This window comes from Rhodococcus sp. JVH1 (assembly GCF_000280725.2).
GTDB lineage: Bacteria > Actinomycetota > Actinomycetes > Mycobacteriales > Mycobacteriaceae > Rhodococcus_F > Rhodococcus_F jostii_A.
The window spans coordinates 7,742,289-7,765,143 of record NZ_CP166289.1 but is presented as its reverse complement, the minus strand read 5'-3'; the positions used below and the strand labels follow the sequence as shown (position 1 = coordinate 7,765,143).

Below are 22,855 nucleotides of genomic sequence, written 5' to 3'. Positions count from 1 at the left end.
CCAGCGGGGTCATGCCCTGCTCACCCGCGTGAGAGTCCGGGCTGAGTCTGAATCTGTCCGGGACCGCCCTTGAAACCGCCGGCCTTGCCCACCGTCCATTCCCCGTCCGCACCGCACACCAGGGCGCCGTTGCGGTCTCCGGGCTTGCCGTACGTCACTGTCTCGTTGCCCTGCGAGTCCGTGTTCACGATCGGGCACGGGCCACCGGTGGGCCCGTTCGGGCCGATCGGCTCGGCATGCGCAACGGACGCCGCCCCGAAGGCACTCAGGACGGGAAGAGCAGCGAAGGCGACAGCGGCAATGGTGCGGCGGGCGTTGATCATTCAGTATCTCCAAGGGATGGTCGGACAGTGCTTCGTTGACAAGTACAACTCTGCCCACTCCAGCGCCCGAACTGAACCAACCCTCGGGGGGCTTCGCGGCACCCCTGGGATGCAATCACCCCACCCTTACGGAGATCGATCGCGACATACCGACTTTCGGGATCGGGTGTTCAGAGCCGGTTCGGACCCGAACCTTCCACGGCGAGTTGGTCTTCGGGATTGAGCAGATAGCACGCCTTCATCGACAGGCAACCACACCCGATGCATCCGGTGAGCTCGTGTTCGAGACGCTCGATACGCTTGCGCTGATCCTCGAGCTGCACCCGCCACAGCTTCGATACGCGCTGCCAGTCGCGGATCGACGGCATCCGGTCGGCCGGGAGCGTCTCGAACACCGCTCCCACGTCGGCCAGTGGAATCCCGAGCCGTTTGGCCACCACGATCAGCGAGATCCGCCGGAGCATGTGCCGTTCGTACCGGCGTTGATTCCCGGACGTCCGCGTCGACGCGATCAGTCCGAGCTGCTCGTAGTAATGGAGCGCCGAGACGGCCACACCGGTCCGACGGGACACCTCCCCCACAGACAGCAGATCCTTCGGATCCAATGACATCACATCCGCCCCTTGACCTCGAGTCCACTCGAGATTTTAGCGTGGTGTGCATGACATCGACCGCCCCGTCACCGGCCAGCTGGTCCGAACTGCTCGGACCCCGTTACCGCTCCACCTCCGCCGTCCTCGCCGGCGGCGTCGGACTGCATGCCGTCAACATCTTTCTGACGACGAGCCTGCTGCCCACCGCCATCGGCGAACTCGGGCGCGAATCGCTGTACGCGTGGAGCGCGACCGTCTTCATGGTGGCGTCCGTGATCTCGTCGATGACCGTCAGCCGGCTGCTCGCACATCGCGGGGCGCTCGGTGCGTACCTGTTCGCCCTGGTTCCGTTCTTCGTCGGCACGATGATCTGCGCCGTCAGCCCGTCGATGGAGGTGCTCCTCGTCGGACGAGCTGTCCAGGGGGTCGGTGGGGGCCTGCTCGCGGGGCTCGGTTACGCGGTTCTGCGCGAGGCGCTACCGGAGCATCTGTGGGCCCGCGCGACCGCGCTGGTCTCGGCGATGTGGGGCGTCGGAACCCTGGCCGGACCGGCGATCGGTGGGCTGTTCGCGCAACTCGGCCAGTGGCGTCTCGCGTTCGTCGCCCTGGCAGTGGTCACCGCCGCCATCGCCGTGATCGCGCCCCGGGCGTTGCCGCGAACCGAGCGTGTGCGTGGCGGAGAACCCGTGCCTGCCACGTCACTCGTCCTGCTCACCCTCGCGACGATCGCAATCAGCGTGGCGAGCATCGTCGGCAACCGGACCCACATGCTGGCGCTGATCGCGGTCGGTGCCGCGTTCATCGTTCTCTTCCTGGCCTGGGAGCGGCGATCACCGCGCCGGGTGTTGCCGCAGTCGACGTACACCCGGGCGTCGTCCCTGAAGTGGATCTACCTCACCATCGCGGTGCTCGCGTCCGGCACCGTGTCGGAGGCCTTCACACCGCTGTTCGGTCAACGACTCGCCGGACTGGTGCCGTTTGCCGCAGGATTCCTCGGCGCCATGATGTCGGTGGGATGGTCGGCAACCATGATCTTCAGCTCCGACATCTCCCGCCAGCGTGCGCAGACGGCGGCGAAGATCGCCGGACCTGCGGTCCTCGCCGCCGGCCTGCTCCTCACGGCGGCACTCTGGCGTGACGCCGCCGGACCGGTCAAGGTGATTCTGTGGGCGGGCACCCTGGCCATCGCAGGTGCCGGAATCGGCCTCGCTTTCCCGCACCTGATGGTCGCCGCCATGCGGAGCACCGACGACGAGCAGGAGGGAGCGAAGGCCGCGGCCGGGCTCAACACGGTCGAGTTGATCGCTATGGCCGTGGGATCAGCCGTCGCCGGTGTACTGGTCAATCTCGGTGCGCCCTCGACCCTCGCCTCCGCACGACTACTCTTCCTCGGCCTCGGCGTCATCGCGGCGGCCGGCGTGGTCACCGCGTACCGCGCGACCCGGTAAGCCGAGCGCGAGGACGCCGGACGGCCCTACGTCCGCGACGCGAAGTGAGCTGCGCGACGCAGAATGTCGTGGGCACGGGCGAGCTGCGGCGGATGCCCGCCGTGGGTAACACGACTACCGTCCGCACCCAGACGCGCGATCGTCGTTTCGGCCCAGGAGATATCGTTCGAGTCGGGTGCCAACGCGGTGTTGATCACCGGCACCTGCTCAGTAGCGAGGGTCAGTTTTCCGGTCATCCCCATTTCACGAGCCAGTCGCGTGTCGTCCCGTACGGCCTCGGCGTCGAGCGACAGTGTCGGTCCGTCGATCGGGGCTCCGATCCGGGCAGCCCGGCTCGCATTGACGAGCCGGGATCGGGCGTACGCCAACGCCATCGGGGTTCGCCCGGCACCGGTGTCGCGGCAGTAGTCGCCGATCCCGAACGCGAGACGAGAGACGGGAGCGGTGCGAGCGATGTCGTCGGCCGCCACGATCGCGGCCGCGGACTCGACGAGAGCGACCACCGGAATACCGGGAATTCCTTCAGCGGTGTCCCGTACCTGTTCGGGCGATTCGGTTTTCGACAGCATCAGCCCGCGCACTCCGGGCAGGCCGCGGATCGCGTCGAGGTCGCGCTGCCAGTGCGGGGTGGTCGCGTCGTTGATCCGCACCCAACCTGCATTGCGTGCGAGCCACTCGGCGGTGCGGGCGCGCCCCTCGTCTTTCGCAGCGAATGGCAAACCGTCCTCGAGGTCGATGACCAGCGAGTCGGCGCCGGACGCAGCCGCCGCCGCGAGGACCTCGCTCCCGACTGCGGGAACCAGAAGCCAACTCCGCGCCATTGCGACGCCGACCTCGCTGCGCTGGGCTGTCTCGACACTCATTCTGCTCTTCCCTCGGCCATACCGAGGAGTCTGCGCGCGGCCGGGAGGCGACGCACTCGACGAAGCGGAGTGCGCCGACGGTGTCCGGTCACCGCTTCGTCAGGTGCGCCTCCGATCCGCGCAGTCCACCTCAGAAGTCGAAGCCCCAGGAGGCCGGATTGAAGACGACGCGGTACCAGACGTTGGTCGGTTCATCGAACGTGCACGGCACGATCACGGCTCCCGACGTCTGTTCGAGCGCCGCGGCCTTCCCGCAGAAGTACTCCGCGCCTTCACCGGACGTCTCGGCACGGTAGACGGGGCCGATGTGCCATGGTTCGGCACTCGCGGTTCCGGCCCCGACGGTGGCTCCGAGGACGAGGGGCGCGGACAGTATCCCGACCAACGCTGCGGTACGCCGAGCCGACTTCTTCTGCACGGGATCTCCTTCGTAGGCGACGACACGACAGTTCTGTGTGATTAGTTCGCACAAGAACCGTCGGACGTTACCGGGGAGCCGACGCCCGCTCCTCGAACACCTGACCCGACCCGTTCTGCTCGGCAAGTTCACGCGCGCTGTTCAGCGCTTCCTGGGCCGCCGCCTTCACCGCTGCCTTCACCGCGGCGGAATCGTCGACGGTCGCAGGCGCTTCGACAACATCCGGCGTCTCGACAACGTCCGGCGTCTCGACAACGTCCGGCGTCTCGACAACGTCCGGCGTCTCGACAGGGTCGGGAGTTTCGATGGCCGGTGCAGGTGCAGGCGTGGTGTGGGGTACCTCGACGGGCGCTGTGCCACCCTTTTTCAGATACTGTCCGCACACGGGCCATGCGCCGGGGCCCTGGGTCTTCAGGACGTTCTCGGCGACCCGGATCTGCTCGGCCTGACTGGCTTCCGAGGCCACGCCCGTTCCACCGTTGGCCTTCCAGGTTTCCGGTGTGAACTGCAGTCCGCCGTAGAACCCGTTTCCGGTGTCGGTGGTCCAGTCGCCGCCGCTTTCGCACTCGGCGACTTCCTCCCAGTCGTGCGGGGCGCCTCCGGCGGTTCCGGCGCCCAGCCCGAGCAGAACGGTGACGACCGCGCCGATCAGGGCGATCCAGCCGAGGGTGTGCTTTTCCATGTTGCGAGTGGTCATGCTGGCTCAATCCTCTCCGCGCGTGCGGACGCGGCGTGCCGGCGACAACGCCTCGGTTGTCGGCCGTCCCTTTCGGTGCCTCGTCCCGCGCCTCGAAGGTGTCGGGATTACGAACCCGCGTCGGCAGATCTGCAGCGGCGGGCCCCCGAACGTGGCCTCCTCCCGAAATTCACACGGCATGAACAAGGTACGGATGTTCGACTATTGAGAAACGCGAGTGAAAATTGTGCTGTTCTGAGGTTTCGATGCCGTTTCGACGTCATGTCGTGACAATTCCGTAATGCCTCGGACGGGCAGGCGAATGCCCCAGCGGCTCACCCATTCCCGCCCCACGGCGTGGTCTCGATTTCGACACGGCCCAGCGCGGCGAACCTCCGCGGCCCGCAGGCGTGGCGGCAGACGCCGCCGTCCCCCGATCCGAACGAGATGAGCAGCCCTCGACAGCAAAGCATCTCGACGTCATTCACCGAATTGGTGACGGGTCAGGGAAGCAAACCCCGACGTCGGGCTTCCACAACAGCTTCCTGCCTGCTGCGTACCTCCAACTTGCCCATGAGATTGCGCATGTACGACTTGACGGTCTCGACGCTCAGCGACAGCCGGTCGGCGATCTCGGCATTGCGGCACCCCAGCGCCACGTGCGCCAGGACGTCACTCTCACGCCGCGACAGCGTCACCGTCGGTGGGTCGCCCGGCGCGGTGAGTCGGCGCAACTTCTGCTCGACCGCCTGCACCTCGGCGCCGAGACCGTCGTCGCCGAGCCTGTCCGCGATGTCGCGGAGCGCGAGGTAGCTCTCGGTGATCGCTTCCGACACGCGGACGTCTCGCGGAACGCCGCGATCTACGCCGCTCGACGCGGCGAGCATGGCGAGCCTGCGGTCGACCTCGTCCCGGATGTCGAGCTCGCGCGCCAGCCTGGCCGCCCCGCGCATCACCCGGTCGGTCACCCGGTCACCGAGCGGGCGGTTGGCGCGCAGTCCCCCGTAAAGGGTGCCGCGCGTGCGGCCACGAACCACGACGGGGACCGCGAGCAGGGTTTCGATCCCCTCGGCGCCCACCTGGACGTCGTACTCGTGCGTGATCGACTCCGAGTTCGAGTAGTCCTGGATCCCGATCGGGCGCTGCTCCGCGATGGCGCGACCGCCGACGCCGCACTCCGCGTCGATGACGAGGTCGCGCAGGATCGTGCTCCGTGTTCCCACGAAGCCGGACAGCGTGAGATGCCCGCCCTCGACCGTGCCTCCGAAGAGCACCGGAAAGTCGGTCTGCCGCCGTAGGTCGCGTAGTTCGGCGCGGATCGCGTCGGTGTCGCTGGGTCTCAACGTGTCGTTCACTGGCACTCTCATATTCGGCAATACCCACTTCGGAGGGTAGCGGTGCCGGCCTGACGTTCCCTAACGTCATCCGGGGCGTGTAGCGCCCGTCACAGTAGTCTCACCACATCTCGGAGGTTTCCAGTGTCCGGACCGACCCTCTCGACCGCGAACCACACACCGCTCAGCCCGCTGCGCTTCCTCGAGCGCTCGGCGAGCGTGTTCCCGGACCGGATTGCCGTCGTTCACGGCGACCGCCGCTACAGCTACCGCGAGTTCGGGGACGAGGTCGAGCGACTCGCCCGGGTCCTGCGGAGCCGGATCGAGCCCGGCGACCGCGTTGCATTCCTGTGCCCGAACACCCCCGAGATGCTGTTCGCGCACTTCGCGGTGCCCCTCGCAGGCGGCGTCCTCATCGCGCTGAACTCGCGGCTGGCGGGCCGCGAACTGGAGTACATCCTCGAGCACTCCGGAACGAGCCTGCTGTTCGTCGACTCCGAACTGGTCGGATCCGTCGCGACCGCCCGCGAGGCGGTCCCGAGTCTGCGCGAGGTGATCGAGATCCCCGACTCGACGATCGCGCGGCCGGTGGTCCCGGAGGGGATCGTGACCGGGATGTACGCCGACTTCCTCGCCGCCGCAGACGACGTGGACGGCACCCCGCTGCACTGGGGTGTCGACGACGAACAGCAGGTGATCGCGATCAACTACACGTCCGGAACCACCGGGAAACCGAAGGGCGTGATGTACACGCACCGCGGTGCCTACCTCAACTCCCTCGGCGAGACGTTCCACAACGGCTTCACCGGGTCCACCAAGTACCTGTGGACGCTGCCGATGTTCCACTGCAACGGCTGGTGCACCCCGTGGGCGGTCACGCAGGCCGCCGGCACCCACATCTGCCTGCGGGCGGTGCGAGCCGATGCGATCTGGGACGCCATCGACACCCTCGGTGTCACTCACCTGTGCGGCGCTCCCGCGGTGTGCTCCACCATTGCCGAAGCGCCCCAGGCACATCCGGTCGACGCCCTGCGGATCACCACCGCCGGGGCACCGCCGTCACCGACGGTGATTGCCCAGCTGGAGGCGATCGGCGTCACCGTCGTCCACGTGTACGGGCTGACCGAGGCCTACGGGCCGTACACGATCTGTGAGTACCAGGACTCGTGGAGCGATCGGACCGCCGAGGAGCGTGCGTCCCTGCTGTCCCGGCAGGGCGTGGGCATGGTGCAGGCGGAGAACGCCCGCGTGGTCGACGCGCACATGAACGACGTCCCGGCAGACGGCGAGACCATGGGGGAGATCGTTCTGCGCGGCAACAACGTGATGCTCGGCTACTACCGCGATCCTGAGGCGACTGCGGAAGCGTTCGCGGGTGGCTGGTTCCACACGGGCGATCTCGGCGTCATGCACGCGGACGGCTACATCCAGCTCAAGGACCGCGCGAAGGATATCGTCATCTCCGGCGGCGAGAACATCTCGACCGTCGAGGTGGAGCAGGCGATGATGACGCATCCCGCCGTACTCGACGTCGCGGTCGTCGGTGTCCCACATCCCAAGTGGGGTGAGCGGCCCAAGGCATTCGTCATCGTGAAGAAGGGGGCCACCGTCACGGCCGAGGAACTCGTCGAGCACACCCGTGGGCGCATTGCGAAGTTCAAGGTTCCCGACGAGATCGTCTTTCCCCTCGAACTCCCCCGCACCCCCACCGGGAAGGTCCTCAAGTTCGAACTTCGAAATTCGAACTGACGCATCTCGCAGGCAGCGCTCGGCGCGGAAACGGAGAACAAAACCTTCCAGTCGGACTTTTTCTATGGCATCGTAACGATCCATGGGGGAACCAGGAGTCGACGCGTTCGCCATCTTCCACGCAGCGAACCAGCGGGTCACACCGATGGTGGCGCTCGACTACGACGTCGAACCCGGCATGCAGCACCGCCTGCTGCGGAAGTTGGCGGGGCGCGGATGGCGGGATCCCAGCCCCGTCTTCGACGGCGTCGACGGCGTGACGTCGCCAGTGCTGTCGTTGCGATCGCTCGACGGGCGCACCCTGTTGATCGAGGATGACACGGACGTTCTCTTCGAGGGCGTCGTCGTGCCCCCACACGGGTGGATCGACGATGTTCGAGCCCTCGGCGCGGTCGGCGTGATCGCCGGAGCGGGCATCACCTCGATGCCCGACTGGGAACGGCAACTCCCCCGGTTGGCCCGCGAGAGCGAACTGCTCGGTTCCGTCGCCACGGTTACCCTCACGAACGCCTTCGGCAGGGAAGATGTCAACGCGTTTGCATACGAGGTGATCTCGGCGTTGCGGCCGATGCTCCCTGCCGAGGCGCTGCACGACGCCGGCTTCGCGCTCGAGGACGACCGGCCCCACCGCGCGGTCATCGAGGTCGTCGCAAGTGCGGCGAGACACCAGGTGGTCGTCCCCGCACGAATATTCGACCTGGTCCACCGCCGCGCCACGGACCGCACCTCGTTCGGGTGGCGGGAGTCCCGAATACTGAGGCGGCTCCTGCGAAAGGTTCGCACCGACGAACGCGCACCGAACGCCGAAGCCTGAGGGCCCGAGTAGTAACGCGACTGATTGCTTCGCCACTACTTCTTCCCCGGTGTCATCGCATCCGCCACACTCCGCTCGGCACAACGAGAACTACCCCCAGGCCGGGGGCTCCGACCCGCCGGGAGACATGTGGGCACCGAGCTGGGCTCGCGCACACCTGACGATCGATGCGTCGCTGTGCGAAACTCGAAAGGGCACGCACGAGCGTGGTGCGCCGAACCACCGTGATGCGGAGGGCGTCATGACCCGATCGGTTGCCGGAGGTGCTTCGGAAGACGCGGAGCGCAGGGCGTACGCGCGTGTGCGCGCCGGCCATGTGAATGCGGTTCAGGCCGCCCTCGAGGATCACCTGGGACGCCTGGACTGGTCGAGAGATCAGATCGAGCGCTACCGAACCGACCGGCTGCGGGCCCTCCTCGTGCACGCACGCGAGCGGTCGCCATTTCACGCCCGGAGGCTTCGTGATCTCGATCCGTCCTCGGCCTCGCTCACCGACCTGGCAACGCTGCCGATGATGACGAAGCGGGACGCTCAGGACGAGTGGGATGCGATCGTCACGGTGCGCGACCTCGATCGCGAACGTGCCGAACGGATTCTGGCCGAGCAGCAATGGTTTTCGTACACGTCGGGCGACGAGCAGATCTTCAGCTCGGGTGGGTCCAGTGGTGTCCGGGGCGTCTACGTCTGGGATTGGCAGTTCTACGTTTCGGCGGCGTGCCTTGCCTGGCGGGTACAGGCGCGCGAGGAACGGCGGGCGTCGTCGGTGCGGTCTCCCGCGCGGCTGGCCGTGCTGGCGGCCGGTGTCCCCCCGCATGCGAGCACGCCACTGTTCGACGTGCCGACCGCACCGGGAATGGAGACCGTCGTGATCCCGGCGGCCGCACCGTTCGACGAGATCGCCGCCGCGGTGGCCGCGGCCCGGCCCACGCATCTGGTGGGCTACGCGACGGTCATCGGGCGACTTGCCCGGGCCACGGTGGCGGGTGATCTGAAGATCAGTCCTGTGCGGGTGAGCACAAACTCCGAACCCCTGCTGGAGGAGGATCGGCAGGCCATCCGCGACGCCTGGTCGGTGCCGATCCACAACCTCTGGGGGTCGACCGAGATCGGCGTGCAGGCCGTGGGTTGCGGATACGGCGAGGGCCTGCACGTGTGCGAGGACGAGGTTGTGCTCGAGCGTGTCGATGACAGTGGTGCTCCGGTCGCAGCCGATGCGCCCGCGGCGCGAACGCTCGCGACGGGTCTGGCCAACCGCACGTTTCCCTTCATCCGATACGACCTCGGAGACCAGGTCACGTTGCTGCCCGGTGGGTGCGCGTGCGGAAGCGCGTTCGCACGCGTCGCCGACATCGGTGGGCGGCGCGACGACGATTTCCGGTACGGAACGACGATCGTGCCCGCAAGCACTTTTCGCTACGTCCTCGGTGCAGATCCGCGTATTTCCGAGTACCAGGTCCGACAGACCGCCGACGGAGCGGAGATCTTCGCGGTCGGCGACCCCGACGTCGCCGCCCTGACGCCGGCTGTCACGGCGGCATTGCGCCGGCAAGGTGTGGCCGATCCGCAGGTCCGGATCGAAGTGGTCGACCATCTGCAGCGTCATCTCGCGAGCGGGAAACTGCAGCGGTTCATCGCACTGCGATAGTCCGCAAGTGCCTCGCGGGAAGCAAGGGGTCGACGATCCGCACCCCAGGGTGTCTGTCGTCACCGCCACTCCGGTCCGACGATGGTGGTACACGATCACCCAGTCGAGGAGCAACGATGACGGACACGGATTTCGGGGCGGTCACCGAAAACGCAGCGGGCGCATTACCTGCCGCCACAGATCTGAATCGCGTCCACGCCGAGATCGCTCGCCTCGACGCGGAGATCCTGGACGCGGTCAATCGCCGTCTCGCTCTCGCGCAGCTCGCGGCCCGAACCCGGGTCGAGTCCGGAGCGCCGATGGTCGCGCTCGGCGGAGAGACGGACGTGATCCGCCGCTATCAGGACGAGCTGGGCCCCCGTGGCTCGCTGCTGGCCCTGGAATTGCTCCGGCTCGCGCGGCCACCCTTCTCGTCGACGTACCGAACTCGGTAGCCCCACCCATTCTCACCTCGGTCGATACCGAGCACGAGAGCAGTGCCCAGCAGTCACCATGACGCTGGGCACTGTTCGCCTGTCCAGCGCAATCCGGGACGGCACCCATTTCTCGTGGTGCCGGACGTGTAGCCGCGCCACGATGCGACGCGTTGCGCCCGTCGAGATGGGCGCCGGTACTGCAAACCTGGATGAACGTGTTCCCCGGAACCGTGGAACCGGAAGCGTCCGTCACGAGGAACTCCGCGCACACTTCCGCTATGCCGAGGACCTGTTCACCGTCCAACGCGAGATGATCGCGAAATATCACGTCGACGATCCCCGCGAATTCTTCACCACCAACGCCTTCTGGTCGGTTCCCAGCGACCCGATCGTCGACGACAATCCCCACCAGCCCCCGTTCGACGTCCTCGTCGGGGACCGGGGCACCGCGCAGCCGTCGTTCCGGCCGGCCGGCGCCATGGTCGGATACAACCGAGAATTCCTCTCGTCGTACATCTCCGCGCACTCCGACCCGGAGAACTACGGAAAGATCAGCGTGCTGCAGTTGCCCACCGACACGCTCACCCAGGGCCCGCAACAGGTTCAGAACTCGGTGATCTCCCACTCGATGTCGGAGGAATCACCACCCCGGACCGTCCGACGGCGGATGCGACCGCGCCTGTCGAGCTGAAGGCGGCACTCGAACAGCTCCGCGACGCCCAGCGGCGGGGCGACTTCAGTGCGTTCGGTGCCGCCCTCGACCGCCTCCAGCACGCGGTCGATGCCTACCTCACCTCCGGCGGATAACGGTCACCGCCCCGGCTCACGAGAAGCAGTTCAGGCGTTCACCTCACGCAATTCGGTGGTAGGTCCTTGTTCGCCGGCGGTGCCGCCGGCGCTCTCTCGCCCGACTGCGCCGTGCGCCCACCGCGAGCAATGAGGCGATCGAGCGAGAGAGCGCCGGCGCTGAGGAAGATCATCAGGAACAGGACCCAGCAGAAGATGGCCGAGAGCTCACCGTTGTTCTGGATGGGGAGGACGCCGTCCGGCTGATGACTCCAGAAGTAGGCGTACGCCATCGAACCCGAGGCAATGAACGCGGCGATTCGTGTCCCCAGGCCGAGGAACAACGCGGCGCCACAGACGAGTTGGATGACTGCGCCCCACCAACTCGGCCAGGCACCTACCGCTGCGGTATGCCCTCTATGAGGTGCAGTCGGCCACGCGAACAAGGTCGACGTGCCGTGGCAGAAGAATAGGAAGCCGATAGCCACACGAAAAGCAGCGACGGCGTAGTCGACCGCGCGGTCCCGGATTCACTCACCGCATTCGGTCACCGGCCGAGCCACTTCGGGTGCATCGTGAAGGCCATGCGTGATTTCAGATTCTCGTTCAACGTCTTCGGCTTCGAATCCCGCGACGCCCTTCTCGACCGATGTCGACTCGGCGAGAGCGCCGGCTACGACACCGTGTTCGCCGCGGACCATCTCGGGGCCCCGGCCCCGTTTCCGCTGCTGGTGGCCGCCGCCGACGTCACCTGCTTACGTGTCGGAACCCTGGTGCTCAACGCACCGTTCTGGAATGCCGCCCTACTCGCCCGTGAGATCGCGACGACGGACGTGCTCACCGACGGAAGGCTCGAGATCGGACTCGGCGCCGGACACATGAAGTGGGAGTTCGACGCTGCGGGTATCGAATGGAAAGCCCTCGGCGGACGGGTCGAACAGTTGTCCGAGATGGTCTATGGCCTACGCACCTTCTTCACCGCGGATCTCGACGAGCTACCCGAGGGCCGCGCCCTGCCACGACCGTTGCAGCGGCGCGGATTCGGCGGCTCGGGCCCACCGCTGATCATCGGCGGCACCGGGGACCGGGTGCTGCGGATCGCGGCGGCACACGCAGACATAGTCGGTGTCGCGGGGGCATTTCAGATTCCGGGCCGGCCACCGGGCACCTTCCGCCTCGCCACCGCAGATGAAACCGCCGAGCGAATTCGCTTCGTACGGACACACGCCGGAGCGAGAGCCGAAGACATCGAGTGGCATCTATTAGTTCAGCTGGTCGTCGAGACGGACGACCGCCGGGCCGCGGCCAACGAGATCGCGGACCGGCTCGGTGGGACGATGACGGTCGACGACGTCCTCGACACCCCGTATGTCCTCGTGGGAACCGTGGACGAGATGGCCGCGCAACTCCGACGCCATCGGGAGCGCTACGGTTTCTCGTACATCACCGTCCACGAACCGTATCTGGAGCTGTTTGCGCCCGTGATCCGTCAACTCCGCGAACAGAGTTGACGGACAACGACTCACGGCGTGTTGATGTATTCCTGGATGGCCTGTTGAGCCCGGGGGTTGCCCTGTCCGATACCGACGATCGCGCCGGTGATCGCCCCGATCGGTGTGCCGATGATGCAACCGGCGAGACTGCCGGGGAACATCGAGATACATCCGACGCCGAGACCCATGAGCGCGCCGATCGCCGTCCCGGCCGCTCCCCCGTTGGCCCAGCCGACGCCGAGCTCGTTGAGCATGTTCTCCAGGGCCTTCTGCTTGTCGACCTCGTGCCTGCCGGGGATCGCCAGCGCAGGCGTTCCCGTGTTCGGTACGACTGGGTCGGCGTGGGCCGTACCCGCCCCGAGTGTCACCGTCGCTGCGACGAGGACCGACGCTGCCGATTTCTTGATCAAGTTCATCGCGATCCCACCCTGCTGAAGAAGGAAAAACCGGTTCCGACTGTAACCTGCGGCTGCATCATCGGTGGCGAAACCGCAGCATCGGAAGATGCTACCGCGGCGATTGCCCGCCCGCACGGGTGCCGACGAATGGCGCACGATGGTCGCCGGCCCCAGATCAGGGCAGCGATTCGGGCAACCCGAAGGGGTCGAAATGCTCCGGCCCGAGGAACGAGGTCAGGTCCGCGATCTTGGTGCCGCGCAGGGTCAGCACGGTGATCGACCAGCGCAGGTGGGTGCCGGCGTCCTCGTCCCACAGGTAGAAGGCGACGGCGGGCTGACCGTTCGCACCGACCGGGAGGTGACGCCACGAACCGCACCCCGTGAGCGGGACCCGGACCGCGAAATCGGTGACCGCGTCGAGACCGCGGTACCAGTGCGCCATCGGCGGCATCGACCAGGTGACATCCTCCGTCAGCAGGGCAACCAGGGCGTCGGCATCACCGCGTTCCAAAGCAGTGGAGTACCCGGCGACGATGGCACGCAGACGCGCGTCGTCGATCTCTCGCACAGTGTGCGCCTGCGTCACCGGCGGAATCTTCTCGGCGACGATCGTGCGTGCCCGCTGCAGCGCGCTGTTCACCGACGCCGTCGACGTGTTCATGGTGTCGGCGATCTCGGCGGCGGAGAAACCCAGGACTTCGAAGAGAAGCAGGGCCGCACGCTGATTGCCCGGCAGATGTTGCAGTGCCGCAACGAATGCCAATTCGACGGCCTCACGTTGCTCGTAGCGTGCGGCCGGCCCCGCTGAACCGGCGGTCAGACCCGCGTCGGCGTACGGCCCCAGCCACGCCACGTCCGTGAGCGGGACGTCACCGATCACAGCACGATCACTGGACGGACCCAGGTCGACGGGCAGCGCCCGCCTACCGCGCGATTCGACAGCGTCCAGGCACGTGCGCGTCGCGACGGTGTACAGCCAGGAGCGCAGCGTGCTCCGACCTTCGAACCGCGCGAAACCCCGCCACGCCCGCAGCAGGGCATCCTGCAGCGCGTCGTCGGCGTCGTGACTGGAGCCGAGCATGCGGTAGCAGTGGGCGTGCAGTTCGCGGCGCAACGGTCCGACCAGGCGGGTGAACGCGGCGTCGTCTCCGTCGCGGGCCCGCGCCAGGTCGGCAGCCTCGGCGTCTGCCGCCGCCGCGTCGGGGGTTCGTGCGGACATGTCGGTCACAAGAAACGATTCTGCCCGACCGCCGGTGGTCGGACCCACTCCTGTTCGCGAACACCGGTCCACCACTCTGCGGCGGGGCGCGAGCACGCGTGCGTCACCCAACCCGACCGGTGACCTGAAGTCGTGCCACAGGAACTCGCGCCTCTGCGACGGGAAGTCCCTGCACGTCGACGTCATGACGCAACAGAGCGCCCGGCGTCGTGATGTATATCGCCGTTCCGGAGAAGGCGAGCGAGGACACGAAACGCCCTGCCAGGTCGATCAGCTCATCGAGGACTCCGTCGGCGCTGAATCGAGCGATGCCGCCGCTGCTGCCCAGGGCCACCCAGACGCAGCCCTCGACGTCGACCGGGAGCCCATCACATTCACCGCGAGGAGCATGAGCGAATGCCGAGGCCCCCTGCGGGCCCAGAACGCGGACACGCGAAGCGACGAACTCGGCGACGTAAACCCTCGTTCCGTCAGGTGAGATGCCGATACCGTTCGGCCACAGGAGGTCGTCGCGAACAACACGCACGAAGCCTCTCGGTGAAATTGTGCAGCAGTTCCTCCAACAACCCTTCTGCTTCGAACAGGAGCTCCACAACCACACCGCATCACCTGGTGGTGGTCGGGGCTGGTGTGGGCGCCAGGGACAACCCGGCGTAGATCTCGTCGAGAACTGTGGGCAGCAAGGCGTTCGCCGTGGTCTTGCCCTCCGGTGACAGGGTCAGGTTCGTCCAGATCACCAGCGTGACGTCGTTGTCCGGGTCGTAGCCGATGAACGAGTTGAAACCCGGCAGCTCACCGCCGTGGTAGTACATCGAGGCGTTCGGCCCGAAACGCTGATAGCTGATGCCGTACCCATATTGCTGCCCATCGGGTGTGCTCGGGTCCTCCGGTTGCAGGCTGTGGAGCCATTGCTGCTGGTACTCGGAATTCAGGACGTTGCCCGACACCAGTGCCCGGATCCACGCGGTCATGTCGTCCGCCGTGGAGATGGCGCCGCCGGCAGCGGTGGCGTAGGAGGAATTCTGGTTGGTGTAGTCGAGGGGTTGGAGTGTCCCCGCCCGTGCGGCGGCCTGCATGTCGGCGGGGTACTCCTCGTCGACCATCGCGAAGGACGATTCGCCGTACATGTACCCGTGTGAGTAGCGATCCGGGATGGTCGCGGCGTCGGCGGCGGCGGGAAGCAGGGTGTGCTGCAACCCGAGGGGACCGAACAATCGATCCCGGAATTGCTCGGTCAGCGGTCGCCCGCCGACCTTCTCGGCGATCAGACCCAGCAATGCGTAGTTGGTATTGCTGTACTCGTAGGAGGTGCCCGGCGGGAATTCCGGCGGGTGCCGGAACGCGATCTCCAAGACCTCTTGCGGCGTCCAGACCTTCGCCGGGTCGGTATCCAGAGTGGCCGCGAGTTCGGGCGAGTTCGTATAGTTGTACAGCCCACTGCGCATCGTCAACAGCTCTGCGACGGTGATGTTCTCGCCGTTCGGCACATCGGAAACGTAGGCGGACACCGGGTCGCCGAACTCGAGCTTGCCGTCCTGGGCGAGAAGCACGATCAGCGCCGCGGTCATGGTCTTGGTGTTCGACGCGATCCGGAAGTGGGTGTGTTCGTCAGGCGGCGTCTGCACGCCCAGTTCGGTCGTACCGACCACGGCGCCGAAGTTCCCCTGTGGGGTGCGGAGCTGCACCACCGCACCGGGCACGAGCAGTTCCTGGGCCGCAGCGTTCACGGCTGCCTGGAATGCAGCCGGATCGATGGGTTTCAGCGCCGACCCCGTTGAGGTGGTCGTGGCGGGCAGTGCACCGTTCGACGTCTGCGAGGTCGTCGGCTCGGAAGTGGTCGAGCAGCCCGCGATCACGACGGCAACGCCCACTGCGAGCACGACACGGGTGGTTCTCAGTGTGCGGTGACGACCCCCTCCGGCCGTCCGGCTCGGCACGTTCTCCGCCGGGGAATCCCTCATCGTCGGCACACCGCCTCTGCGGCTGAGTTCGATACCGCCTATGAGCGGGTATCGGCTGGGCAGATCTCCTTGTGCATCGTAACCCCGATGCCCACCCGCTCCTTCGACTTCACCGGAACAATCCTGCTCGGAACCCTGTATGTGCGAACTGCTTCCCACCACCGACACGGAAGGCAATTCCATGAGCACGCGACGCAGCAGCCACAGCACCTCGCTCACCGGTGGCGAGATCGTCGAGCAATCCGACCTCGGCTCGATCACCCGGATAACAGCGGACACGTTCCCGATCCTGAAAGGCATGTCGATCAAACGCGTGCTGATCAATCCCGGTGCCATGCGCACCCCCATTGGCACGCGAACGCCAACGAACTCACCTATTGCGTGTCCGGAACATCCCTGGTTTCCGTTCTCGATACCGGCAGCACATTCTCCACCTTCACGATCGGCGCCGGGGAGATGTTCCACATCGATTCCGGATCTCTGCACCACATCGAGAATGTCGGCGCCGACGTCGCGGAGTTCATCATCGCATTCCGGAGCGAGCGGCCTGAGGACTTCGGTCTGGGCGCTGCGTTCGGCACTTCTCCGACGGTCACAAGTTCGCCGTCGAGGAACAGAATCCGACCATGAGCCTCGCCGTCGGATCCGCCCACCTGGCACGCGTCCAGTTCTGGCCGGCGCTGAAGGATCTGTCGATGTACTCGCTGCGGATCCGCGAGGACGGAATGCGCGAACCGCACTGGCACCCGATCACCGCAGAGATGGGGTACGTGCGCCGCGGATCAGCGCGGATGACGTTCATGGACCCGGACGGCTCCCTCGACACCTGGCATCTCGAGGAGGGTGATGTGTCTTTCATCCCCCGCGCGTACCCGCATCACATCGAGGTCGTGGGATCCGAGGACATCCCTCTGCCGAACTTCCCGTTCACCTCGTCCGACCCGCTCCGCGTCACCCGCACCAACCCGCTCGACGAACGCGGCGTCGGAGAGTAATAGTGCCGCAATCCGCTCTCGTTCAAGAATGGTCGCGCGGGTGATCGCGGGTATAGGGGCACAAGTGACGACACGCGGCCGGAGGACACTGGCCCGCTGACCGCGGAGCCACTTCCTCCCGCAGCAAGACCAGGAACAGTGACAATCTGACGGCAACCACCACGTCGTCGACAGCTCGATCATCCACGACGGCGACGGCTCCCACTCAGGCGACCGGCAGCCACGAGAGCAACCTCCGCGGCCTGTTGTCGCGGGCGGTCGAGTCCGTCGCCGAATGACCGAAAGAGCACGTTTACCGGCTCGTGGACGCGGTGCGCGGCCGCGTGACACGGTGACCCAGAAATTGCGGCAGAATATCCCCGAATGGATGGACACGCTCGTCGACGCGACCGCGCAAAGCGAGCGTGGATGAAAGCCGGAATCGCAGGCATTCGGGCCGCCCTGACGGGTAAGAATCCGGTGTGGCCGCGATCAAAGCGCTGGTGTCCGGGTTGAGCGGCAAGGCCAAGGTCGCCCTTGTTCTCATCCTGACCCTCGAGGTCCTGCTCGCGCCGGTTCTCGTGGTCCTCCTGCTGGCGCTCGTCGTCGCGGCGGTGCGCGCCACTGCGCAGTGAAGCCTGAATTTAGAGTTTCACCGCGAACAGGGTTGCCGCTCAGTTGCTTTCGCTTTTCGGTACTCGATCGCACTCCCGACACAGCCCGCGTACATGCGCTGCCGCGGGAAGTTGCTCGAACCAAGTCTTCTGCTGCTGGTTGAGTGTCTCGCGGCTGGGGTAGTCCACAAGCGGCGCCCCTTACCGCGCACGGTTGTGCGACACATTTCCGAGGACGGTTCTGCGACACATTGCCGAAGTTGGCAAGCGGTGCGCCGGTGACTACTCGGTAAAGGGGTTCGACGATGAAAACCAAAGGTCAGGTGGCATTGGCCGTCGGTGCGGGATACATGCTGGGCCGTACACACCGAATGAAAATGGCACTGATGCTCGCGGCCGCGGGTGCGACCGGACGCTTCCCCGGCGGGCCACGCGACTTACTGGAACGCGGGACGAAAATGCTCGCGAGCTCCCCCGAGTTCGCCAAGATCAGCGACTCGGTACGCGAGGAGCTGGTCAACGCGGCAAAGGCCGCAGCGGTCACGGCCGCAAGCCAGCGCATCAATTCTCTCAACAACCGGCTCCTGTCGAGCGGCGGAGAAGCCGTCGGCGACGTGGGCGACACCGTGGACGACACGGTGAGCGGTGTCGGCAACTCCGTAGGCAAGCTCAGCAGGGTCGGAAGACTCGGCCGTAAACGACGCGGCCGGTCGCAGGACGACGAGTACGACGAGTCCGAAGTCGACGAAGAGCAGGACGAACAGCCCGACGAACAGTACGCCGAAGAGGACGACGAGTACGAGGAGCCCGAGGAGGAAGAAGCCGCCGAGGAGGAACCCGCCCCTCGCAAGCGCCCCGCCGCGCGTCGACGGACTTCCAGCAGCGGTAGCTCCCGGCCGGCAGGCAGGTCGCGGACCGCGAAATCCGACGAGGATGACGAAGAAGCTCCCACGCGCGGCCGCAAGACGCGGGCCAAAGCCACCACTGATTCAGCGCCCGTCCGACGGGCACGGAGGTGATGGCGATGACGAGCGCCGCGAAGAAACTACAAGAAGCCGCACCGGGTGACGGCAACGGATCGTCGAGCGTGCTGCAGGAAGCAATGCAGAAGCTGGTCGGCACGGTCGCCGAGAAGGCACTGTCCTCGGTCTCGGACAAGGTGGCGAACACCTCCGGGCGGCTCAGCGAGTACGCCGAGAACGGCGGCGAAGGAGGGCTGCTCGCCGCACTCACCGGTTCCGAGAAAACGGATGACGATGAGTCGGATGACGATGAGTCACCGGACGAGTCCGACACCGGTGGCGGCTGGTGGGAGGGCGCCAAGCAGACGGTCAAGGACAAGGCGTCCGACCTCAAGGACGCGGTCACCGGCGGTGGTGGTGGCGGTAGCGGAAAAGGCAAGAAGCTGAAGTTGACCAACATCGTCGAAACGATCGATGTCGGGGTCCCGGTTCAGCTGGCCTACAACCAATGGACCCAATTCGCCGACTTTCCGTCGTTCATGAAGAAGGTCGAACGGGTCGAGCAGGAAGCGGACGAGAAGCTCGAGTGGAAGGCGCAGATCTTCCTGTCGCACCGAACCTGGGAAGCGACGATCCTCGAGCAGGTTCCCGACGAGCGGATCGTGTGGCGCTCGAAGGGCGCCAAGGGTTTCATCGACGGTGCGGTGACGTTCCACGAGGTGACCCCGGATCTCACCCGCATCGTTCTGATTCTCGAGTATCACCCGAAGGGGTTGTTCGAGAAGACGGGAAACCTCTGGCGTGCGCAGGGACGCCGAGCACGGCTGGAATTGAAACACTTTGCACGCCACGTCATGACGCAGTCGATCCTCCATCCCGACGACGTCGAGGGCTGGCGCGGAGAGATCCGGGACGGTCAGGTAGTCGAGCCCGAAGAGGACGAGGCGCAGCCGGAGGAGTCGGAAGAGCTCGAGGAAAGCGACGAGGACGAGGGCGAGGAGCCCGCCGAGGCAGACGAGGACGAGTACGAGGAGCCGGAGGAGGCCGAGGCAGAGGAAGACGAGGCTGACGAGGGCGAGGGTGAAGACGAAGAGGAAGAGGAAGCACCCCCGCCGCCGAGACGCCGCGGTCGCCCACGCAAGACCGCGGCCGCCGCTGTGGACCAGGCCCCGAAACGGCGAGGTCGCCCACGCAAGGCAACGGCCACGAAGACCTCGAGCTCGCGACAAGGAGCACGGCGATGACGTCGATTCAACCGGCGGGGGGAGGCGGCGGCGGAGTCAGCGGTGGTCCCAGCTCGAGTAGCCTCGCCGACGTCATCGACACCATCCTCGACAAGGGCCTGGTCATCGACGCCTACGTGCGCGTCTCGCTGGTCGGCATCGAACTGCTGACGATCGACGCACGCGTCGTGGTCGCCAGTGTCGACACGTACCTGCGGTTCGCGGAGGCCGTGAACCGGCTCGAGATCGGCAGTGGCGAGCCGAAAGGCCTGACGGATCTGGTCGGGGACGTCACCGAGGGAGGCGCCAAATCGAAGACCAAGGGCGCGCTCGAGTCCGCCGGTGAGAAACTCGGCGACATCCTCGGCGGCGGAAAGGAAGAACCTGAGCGCGAACGCGTTTCGCGCAAGTCCACACGAGGTGACAAGTGATGTCTACGTCGAATGTGAACACCGACTCAGCTGAGGAGCCGCGCACCAGCGGTGTCTACGTGTACGGCATCGTGCCCGCGGACGTACAAGCCGAAGAGGACGCTGTCGGCGTGTGTGACGGACCGGTCAGCATCGTCAAGCACGGCGACATCGCAGCGCTCGTGAGCGAGATCTCGGTGGACAGGCCGCTCGGCAAGCCCGAGGACCTCCGAACCCATGCGCACGTGCTGGACGGCACGTCGCGTGTGGCCCCGGTGTTACCGCTTCGTTTCGGGGCGGTCATGACTGATGAAGGGGCCGTCGAGGAAGAGTTGCTCGCAGCACACGCCGACGAGTTCGCCGCGGCGTTGAAGGAACTCGAAGGCCGAGCACAGTACGTGGTGAAGGGGCGATACGTCGAGCAGGCGATCCTCGAGGAAATAATCGAAGAGAACGAGCAGGCGAGCAAACTGCTCGGCGCGATCCGCGATCAGCCCGAGGAGACCACCCGCGACGCCCGCATGGCCCTCGGCGAGATCGTGAGTAACGCCATCGAAGCCAAACGCGACGAAGACACCCAGAAGGTGGTCGAGGCACTCGAGTCGCTGTCCGATTCGGTCAACGTCCGGGAACCGACGCATGAGGAGGAGGCCGCGCAAGTAGCCGCCCTCGTCGAAGTCGCGCGGCAGGAAGAACTCGAGAAGGCAGTGGGAGAGCTGGCCGAGCAGTGGGACGGCCGGGTCGACATGCGCCTGCTCGGACCGCTCGCCGCCTACGACTTCGTGGTGACGCAGAAGCCGGAGGGCTGACCGATGGGTCTGCTGTCGTTCATTGCCACGCTGCCACTCGCCCCCGTTCGTGGGGTGATCTCGCTGGCCGAGTTGATTCAGCGACAGGTCGAGGAGGAAGCCCACAATCCCGCGAGTGCGCGGCGTGCTCTCGAGGAACTGGAGGACGCGCGCGCGGCAGGCGAGATTTCCGCCGAGGAGGAAGAGCAGGCCCAGCAGGCCATCCTCGACCGGATGACCGGGACGGCACGGCCGCCCTCCGGTACGGAGAAGGAGTGACCTGCGATGGCAGAAGAGCAGCCACCTCCGTTGCCGGCACCCGAGATCGCCGAGATCGCAACGCATGACATTGCGCAGTTGACCGGCAAGAAACCGCTGGGTGCGACATCGGTCATGCCGACCGACGACGGCTGGACGGTGGAGGTGGAGGTAGTCGAGGATCGGCGAATCCCGTCGTCGACGGACATGCTCGCGATGTACGAGGTGGTGTTGGATCTGGACGGAGAGCTGTTGTCCTACCGCAGAACCCGCCGCTATATTCGCGGTGTCGGTGACAGTGGGAGCGCGTCGTCATGACCATCACCGGCGGCGGTGCGAGCAACCTTCCGCAGAGCTCGGGCGGCGGAATGGGCGGCGGGCATCAGTCGACGAACCTCGGCGAGATTCTCGAGCGGGTGCTCGACAAGGGGCTCGTGATCGCCGGAGACATCCAAGTCAACCTGCTCGATATCGAACTGCTGACCATCAAGGTGCGCCTGGTGATCGCCTCTCTGGAGACCGCGAAGGAGGTGGGCATCGATTGGTGGGAGCACGACCCCTGGCTGACCGGCAAGAACAGCGACGTCGAACTCGAGAACCGGAAGCTGCGGGAGCGGATCGCCGAACTCGAGTCCGACAGGTCGGTCCGCCCTGCCGTCCAGGCCGCCGACACGGTCGAGGTCGAGGGGAAACGTCGGAAGCCCCGCGATGACCGCGGATGAGGGTGTCTGGCTGTACAGCATCACCACCGACAGGATCGGCGACGCACAACTCGCCGGAGTCACCGGCGTGGCAGGCGAGCCGGTCCGCGCTGTGTCGTCGGCTGGTCTCGTCGCGGTGGTGGGAACGGTGAGCCTGAGCGAATTCGGGCAGGAACCGCTGCAGCGCAACCTCGAGGACCTCGACTGGCTTGCGGCAACCGCGAGAGCACACGACGCGGTGGTGGCTGCCGTGTTGCGCAGCGGTCCCACCGTTCCGTTGCGACTGGCAACCCTCTACCTCGACGACGATCGCGTTCGCCTCCTCCTCGACGAAAGACAGGACGAGTTCGGCGCAACGCTGCGTCGGGTGACCGGACGAAGCGAGTGGGGTGTCAAAGCGTACGGAGACGCGAAGGCCCTGGCGCAGAACGTGAAGGAGGATCCCGCCGCGACGGGTGCGGCAGGTAAGGGGACCGCGTACCTACTGCGTCGCCGTGCGGAGTTGAGCGCACAGCAAGACGTCGAACGCCGGGCGGCCGGCCACGCGGACGAGATTCACTCCGCCCTCCTGGGCCATGCCGTCGACGGGGTTCGACGGCAGGTCACCGATCCGGTGCTGACCGGGAAACGGGCCTGGATGATCTTCAACGGCACCTACCTCGTCGACGACGAGCGGGTCGACGACTTCGCTGCGCTCGTTTCGGCACTCGACACCGCACGCCCCGGCATCACACTGGACCTGACCGGACCGTGGCCGCCGTACTCCTTCGCCGGGATCGACGGGTGAGC

General features: G+C 66.4%; 26 protein-coding genes and 2 pseudogenes. 17 read left to right on the top strand and 11 right to left on the bottom strand.

Annotation, left to right across the window (positions count from 1 at the left end; all coding sequences use genetic code 11):
- Nucleotides 1-20: 20 nt before the first annotated feature.
- Together JVH1_RS36540 and soxR are read right to left on the bottom strand one after the other, a co-directional pair.
- On the bottom strand, nt 21-323 hold the full coding sequence (locus tag JVH1_RS36540; RefSeq protein WP_009472729.1) for a hypothetical protein: 303 nt from the start codon (nt 321-323) through the stop codon (nt 21-23).
- 170 nt (nt 324-493) lie between these two features.
- The gene (gene soxR, locus JVH1_RS36535) at nt 494-934 is read right to left on the bottom strand and encodes a redox-sensitive transcriptional activator SoxR (protein ID WP_009472730.1); all 441 of its coding nucleotides are present in this window, start codon (nt 932-934) and stop codon (nt 494-496) included.
- A 50-nt stretch (nt 935-984) separates the two neighbouring features.
- On the opposite strand from soxR, the gene JVH1_RS36530 reads away from it, so the two are divergent.
- Nucleotides 985-2,364, top strand: coding sequence for an MFS transporter (locus JVH1_RS36530; protein ID WP_043777435.1), 1,380 nt, complete (start codon nt 985-987; stop codon nt 2,362-2,364).
- 26 nt (nt 2,365-2,390) lie between these two features.
- On the opposite strand, the gene JVH1_RS36525 is transcribed toward JVH1_RS36530, so the two are convergent.
- The 4 genes from JVH1_RS36525 to JVH1_RS36510 all read right to left on the bottom strand — a co-directional run bounded on the left by JVH1_RS36525 (nt 2,391) and on the right by JVH1_RS36510 (nt 5,676).
- Nucleotides 2,391-3,227, bottom strand: a complete 837-nt coding sequence (locus JVH1_RS36525) for a CoA ester lyase (RefSeq protein WP_009472732.1) — start codon at nt 3,225-3,227, stop codon at nt 2,391-2,393.
- Between the two features lie 130 nt (nt 3,228-3,357).
- A complete protein-coding gene (locus JVH1_RS36520) occupies nt 3,358-3,645 on the bottom strand; it encodes a hypothetical protein (protein WP_009472733.1) in 288 nt (95 codons plus the stop codon).
- A 67-nt stretch (nt 3,646-3,712) separates the two neighbouring features.
- Nucleotides 3,713-4,342, bottom strand: coding sequence for a transglycosylase family protein (locus JVH1_RS36515; RefSeq protein WP_009472734.1), 630 nt, complete (start codon nt 4,340-4,342; stop codon nt 3,713-3,715).
- Nucleotides 4,343-4,824: 482 nt separating this feature from the next.
- Nucleotides 4,825-5,676 (bottom strand): LuxR C-terminal-related transcriptional regulator, encoded by an 852-nt coding sequence (locus JVH1_RS36510; RefSeq protein WP_009472736.1) that lies wholly within the window; start codon nt 5,674-5,676, stop codon nt 4,825-4,827.
- Nucleotides 5,677-5,799: 123 nt separating this feature from the next.
- On the opposite strand from JVH1_RS36510, the gene JVH1_RS36505 reads away from it, so the two are divergent.
- From JVH1_RS36505 to JVH1_RS36485, 5 genes and pseudogenes are all read left to right on the top strand, one after another.
- Nucleotides 5,800-7,404: an AMP-binding protein gene (locus tag JVH1_RS36505; RefSeq protein ID WP_009472737.1), complete on the top strand. Its 1,605-nt coding sequence runs from the start codon at nt 5,800-5,802 to the stop codon at nt 7,402-7,404.
- 82 nt (nt 7,405-7,486) lie between these two features.
- Nucleotides 7,487-8,218 (top strand): hypothetical protein, encoded by a 732-nt coding sequence (locus tag JVH1_RS36500; protein WP_009472738.1) that lies wholly within the window; start codon nt 7,487-7,489, stop codon nt 8,216-8,218.
- Nucleotides 8,219-8,459: 241 nt separating this feature from the next.
- Nucleotides 8,460-9,863 (top strand): phenylacetate--CoA ligase family protein, encoded by a 1,404-nt coding sequence (locus JVH1_RS36495; protein ID WP_043777455.1) that lies wholly within the window; start codon nt 8,460-8,462, stop codon nt 9,861-9,863.
- Nucleotides 9,864-9,979: 116 nt separating this feature from the next.
- On the top strand, nt 9,980-10,297 hold the full coding sequence (locus JVH1_RS36490; RefSeq protein ID WP_009472741.1) for a chorismate mutase: 318 nt from the start codon (nt 9,980-9,982) through the stop codon (nt 10,295-10,297).
- A 173-nt stretch (nt 10,298-10,470) separates the two neighbouring features.
- A pseudogene (locus tag JVH1_RS36485) lies at nt 10,471-10,901 on the top strand (UPF0182 family protein); the annotation flags it as partial.
- A gap of 223 nt (nt 10,902-11,124) precedes the next feature.
- On the opposite strand, the gene JVH1_RS36480 reads toward JVH1_RS36485, so the two are convergent.
- A complete protein-coding gene (locus JVH1_RS36480) occupies nt 11,125-11,553 on the bottom strand; it encodes a DoxX family protein (RefSeq protein WP_083849682.1) in 429 nt (142 codons plus the stop codon).
- Between the two features lie 96 nt (nt 11,554-11,649).
- Between JVH1_RS36480 and JVH1_RS36475 the strand changes: the two genes are divergently transcribed.
- The gene (locus JVH1_RS36475) at nt 11,650-12,576 is read left to right on the top strand and encodes an LLM class F420-dependent oxidoreductase (RefSeq protein WP_043777444.1); all 927 of its coding nucleotides are present in this window, start codon (nt 11,650-11,652) and stop codon (nt 12,574-12,576) included.
- Between the two features lie 11 nt (nt 12,577-12,587).
- On the opposite strand, the gene JVH1_RS36470 is transcribed toward JVH1_RS36475, so the two are convergent.
- The 4 genes from JVH1_RS36470 to JVH1_RS36455 all read right to left on the bottom strand — a co-directional run bounded on the left by JVH1_RS36470 (nt 12,588) and on the right by JVH1_RS36455 (nt 16,055).
- Nucleotides 12,588-12,974, bottom strand: coding sequence for a hypothetical protein (locus tag JVH1_RS36470; RefSeq protein ID WP_009472745.1), 387 nt, complete (start codon nt 12,972-12,974; stop codon nt 12,588-12,590).
- A gap of 157 nt (nt 12,975-13,131) precedes the next feature.
- Nucleotides 13,132-14,184, bottom strand: coding sequence for a sigma-70 family RNA polymerase sigma factor (locus tag JVH1_RS36465; RefSeq protein ID WP_009472746.1), 1,053 nt, complete (start codon nt 14,182-14,184; stop codon nt 13,132-13,134).
- 94 nt (nt 14,185-14,278) lie between these two features.
- Complete coding sequence (locus JVH1_RS36460; RefSeq protein WP_083849683.1) at nt 14,279-14,776, bottom strand: SMP-30/gluconolactonase/LRE family protein; 498 nt, start codon at nt 14,774-14,776, stop codon at nt 14,279-14,281.
- A 4-nt stretch (nt 14,777-14,780) separates the two neighbouring features.
- On the bottom strand, nt 14,781-16,055 hold the full coding sequence (locus JVH1_RS36455) for a serine hydrolase domain-containing protein (protein WP_043777458.1): 1,275 nt from the start codon (nt 16,053-16,055) through the stop codon (nt 14,781-14,783).
- 220 nt (nt 16,056-16,275) lie between these two features.
- Between JVH1_RS36455 and JVH1_RS36450 the strand changes: the two are divergent.
- The 10 genes and pseudogenes from JVH1_RS36450 (at nt 16,276) to JVH1_RS36405 (ending at nt 22,853) form a co-directional block, all read left to right on the top strand.
- Nucleotides 16,276-17,131 (top strand): annotated as a pseudogene (locus JVH1_RS36450) (cupin domain-containing protein).
- A gap of 461 nt (nt 17,132-17,592) precedes the next feature.
- Nucleotides 17,593-17,745 carry a hypothetical protein gene (locus JVH1_RS36445; RefSeq protein ID WP_009472754.1) on the top strand — a complete coding sequence of 51 codons (153 nt, stop codon included), beginning with the start codon at nt 17,593-17,595 and terminating at the stop codon, nt 17,743-17,745.
- A 284-nt stretch (nt 17,746-18,029) separates the two neighbouring features.
- Nucleotides 18,030-18,743, top strand: coding sequence for a hypothetical protein (locus JVH1_RS36440; protein WP_371113077.1), 714 nt, complete (start codon nt 18,030-18,032; stop codon nt 18,741-18,743).
- A 5-nt stretch (nt 18,744-18,748) separates the two neighbouring features.
- Nucleotides 18,749-19,930, top strand: a complete 1,182-nt coding sequence (locus JVH1_RS36435; RefSeq protein WP_371113076.1) for an SRPBCC family protein — start codon at nt 18,749-18,751, stop codon at nt 19,928-19,930.
- Nucleotides 19,927-20,340 carry a gas vesicle protein GvpJ gene (gene gvpJ, locus JVH1_RS36430; RefSeq protein WP_009472758.1) on the top strand — a complete coding sequence of 138 codons (414 nt, stop codon included), beginning with the start codon at nt 19,927-19,929 and terminating at the stop codon, nt 20,338-20,340. The genes JVH1_RS36435 and gvpJ overlap by 4 nt, the downstream gene beginning before the upstream one ends.
- Nucleotides 20,340-21,128 carry a GvpL/GvpF family gas vesicle protein gene (locus JVH1_RS36425; protein ID WP_043777483.1) on the top strand — a complete coding sequence of 263 codons (789 nt, stop codon included), beginning with the start codon at nt 20,340-20,342 and terminating at the stop codon, nt 21,126-21,128. Before gvpJ ends, JVH1_RS36425 begins: the two co-directional genes overlap by 1 nt.
- 3 nt (nt 21,129-21,131) lie before the next feature.
- Entirely contained in the window at nt 21,132-21,386 is a 255-nt protein-coding gene (locus JVH1_RS36420) for a gas vesicle protein GvpG (RefSeq protein ID WP_009472760.1), read from the top strand.
- A 6-nt stretch (nt 21,387-21,392) separates the two neighbouring features.
- Complete coding sequence (locus JVH1_RS36415; protein WP_009472761.1) at nt 21,393-21,683, top strand: gas vesicle protein; 291 nt, start codon at nt 21,393-21,395, stop codon at nt 21,681-21,683.
- Nucleotides 21,680-22,087, top strand: coding sequence for a gas vesicle protein (locus JVH1_RS36410; protein ID WP_009472762.1), 408 nt, complete (start codon nt 21,680-21,682; stop codon nt 22,085-22,087). The genes JVH1_RS36415 and JVH1_RS36410 overlap by 4 nt, the downstream gene beginning before the upstream one ends.
- Nucleotides 22,074-22,853 carry a GvpL/GvpF family gas vesicle protein gene (locus tag JVH1_RS36405; RefSeq protein ID WP_009472763.1) on the top strand — a complete coding sequence of 260 codons (780 nt, stop codon included), beginning with the start codon at nt 22,074-22,076 and terminating at the stop codon, nt 22,851-22,853. The genes JVH1_RS36410 and JVH1_RS36405 overlap by 14 nt, the downstream gene beginning before the upstream one ends.
- Nucleotides 22,854-22,855 lie beyond the last annotated feature (2 nt).

Bases quoted from the DNA above. Each gene is read 5' to 3' on its own strand.
- JVH1_RS36515 (WP_009472734.1), bottom strand. From the start codon at position 4,342: ATGACCACTCGCAACATGGAAAAGCACACCCTCGGCTGGATCGCCCTG.
- JVH1_RS36410 (WP_009472762.1), top strand. From the start codon at position 21,680: ATGACCATCACCGGCGGCGGTGCGAGCAACCTTCCGCAGAGCTCGGGC.
- JVH1_RS36495 (WP_043777455.1), top strand. From the start codon at position 8,460: ATGACCCGATCGGTTGCCGGAGGTGCTTCGGAAGACGCGGAGCGCAGG.
- JVH1_RS36540 (WP_009472729.1), bottom strand. From the start codon at position 323: ATGATCAACGCCCGCCGCACCATTGCCGCTGTCGCCTTCGCTGCTCTT.
- JVH1_RS36490 (WP_009472741.1), top strand. From the start codon at position 9,980: ATGACGGACACGGATTTCGGGGCGGTCACCGAAAACGCAGCGGGCGCA.
- JVH1_RS36500 (WP_009472738.1), top strand. From the start codon at position 7,487: ATGGGGGAACCAGGAGTCGACGCGTTCGCCATCTTCCACGCAGCGAAC.
- JVH1_RS36530 (WP_043777435.1), top strand. From the start codon at position 985: ATGACATCGACCGCCCCGTCACCGGCCAGCTGGTCCGAACTGCTCGGA.
- JVH1_RS36405 (WP_009472763.1), top strand. From the start codon at position 22,074: ATGACCGCGGATGAGGGTGTCTGGCTGTACAGCATCACCACCGACAGG.
- JVH1_RS36470 (WP_009472745.1), bottom strand. From the start codon at position 12,974: ATGAACTTGATCAAGAAATCGGCAGCGTCGGTCCTCGTCGCAGCGACG.
- JVH1_RS36475 (WP_043777444.1), top strand. From the start codon at position 11,650: ATGCGTGATTTCAGATTCTCGTTCAACGTCTTCGGCTTCGAATCCCGC.
- gvpJ (WP_009472758.1), top strand. From the start codon at position 19,927: ATGACGTCGATTCAACCGGCGGGGGGAGGCGGCGGCGGAGTCAGCGGT.
- soxR (WP_009472730.1), bottom strand. From the start codon at position 934: ATGTCATTGGATCCGAAGGATCTGCTGTCTGTGGGGGAGGTGTCCCGT.
- JVH1_RS36415 (WP_009472761.1), top strand. From the start codon at position 21,393: ATGGCAGAAGAGCAGCCACCTCCGTTGCCGGCACCCGAGATCGCCGAG.
- JVH1_RS36525 (WP_009472732.1), bottom strand. From the start codon at position 3,227: ATGAGTGTCGAGACAGCCCAGCGCAGCGAGGTCGGCGTCGCAATGGCG.
- JVH1_RS36425 (WP_043777483.1), top strand. From the start codon at position 20,340: ATGTCTACGTCGAATGTGAACACCGACTCAGCTGAGGAGCCGCGCACC.
- JVH1_RS36420 (WP_009472760.1), top strand. From the start codon at position 21,132: ATGGGTCTGCTGTCGTTCATTGCCACGCTGCCACTCGCCCCCGTTCGT.
- JVH1_RS36440 (WP_371113077.1), top strand. From the start codon at position 18,030: ATGAAAACCAAAGGTCAGGTGGCATTGGCCGTCGGTGCGGGATACATG.
- JVH1_RS36435 (WP_371113076.1), top strand. From the start codon at position 18,749: ATGACGAGCGCCGCGAAGAAACTACAAGAAGCCGCACCGGGTGACGGC.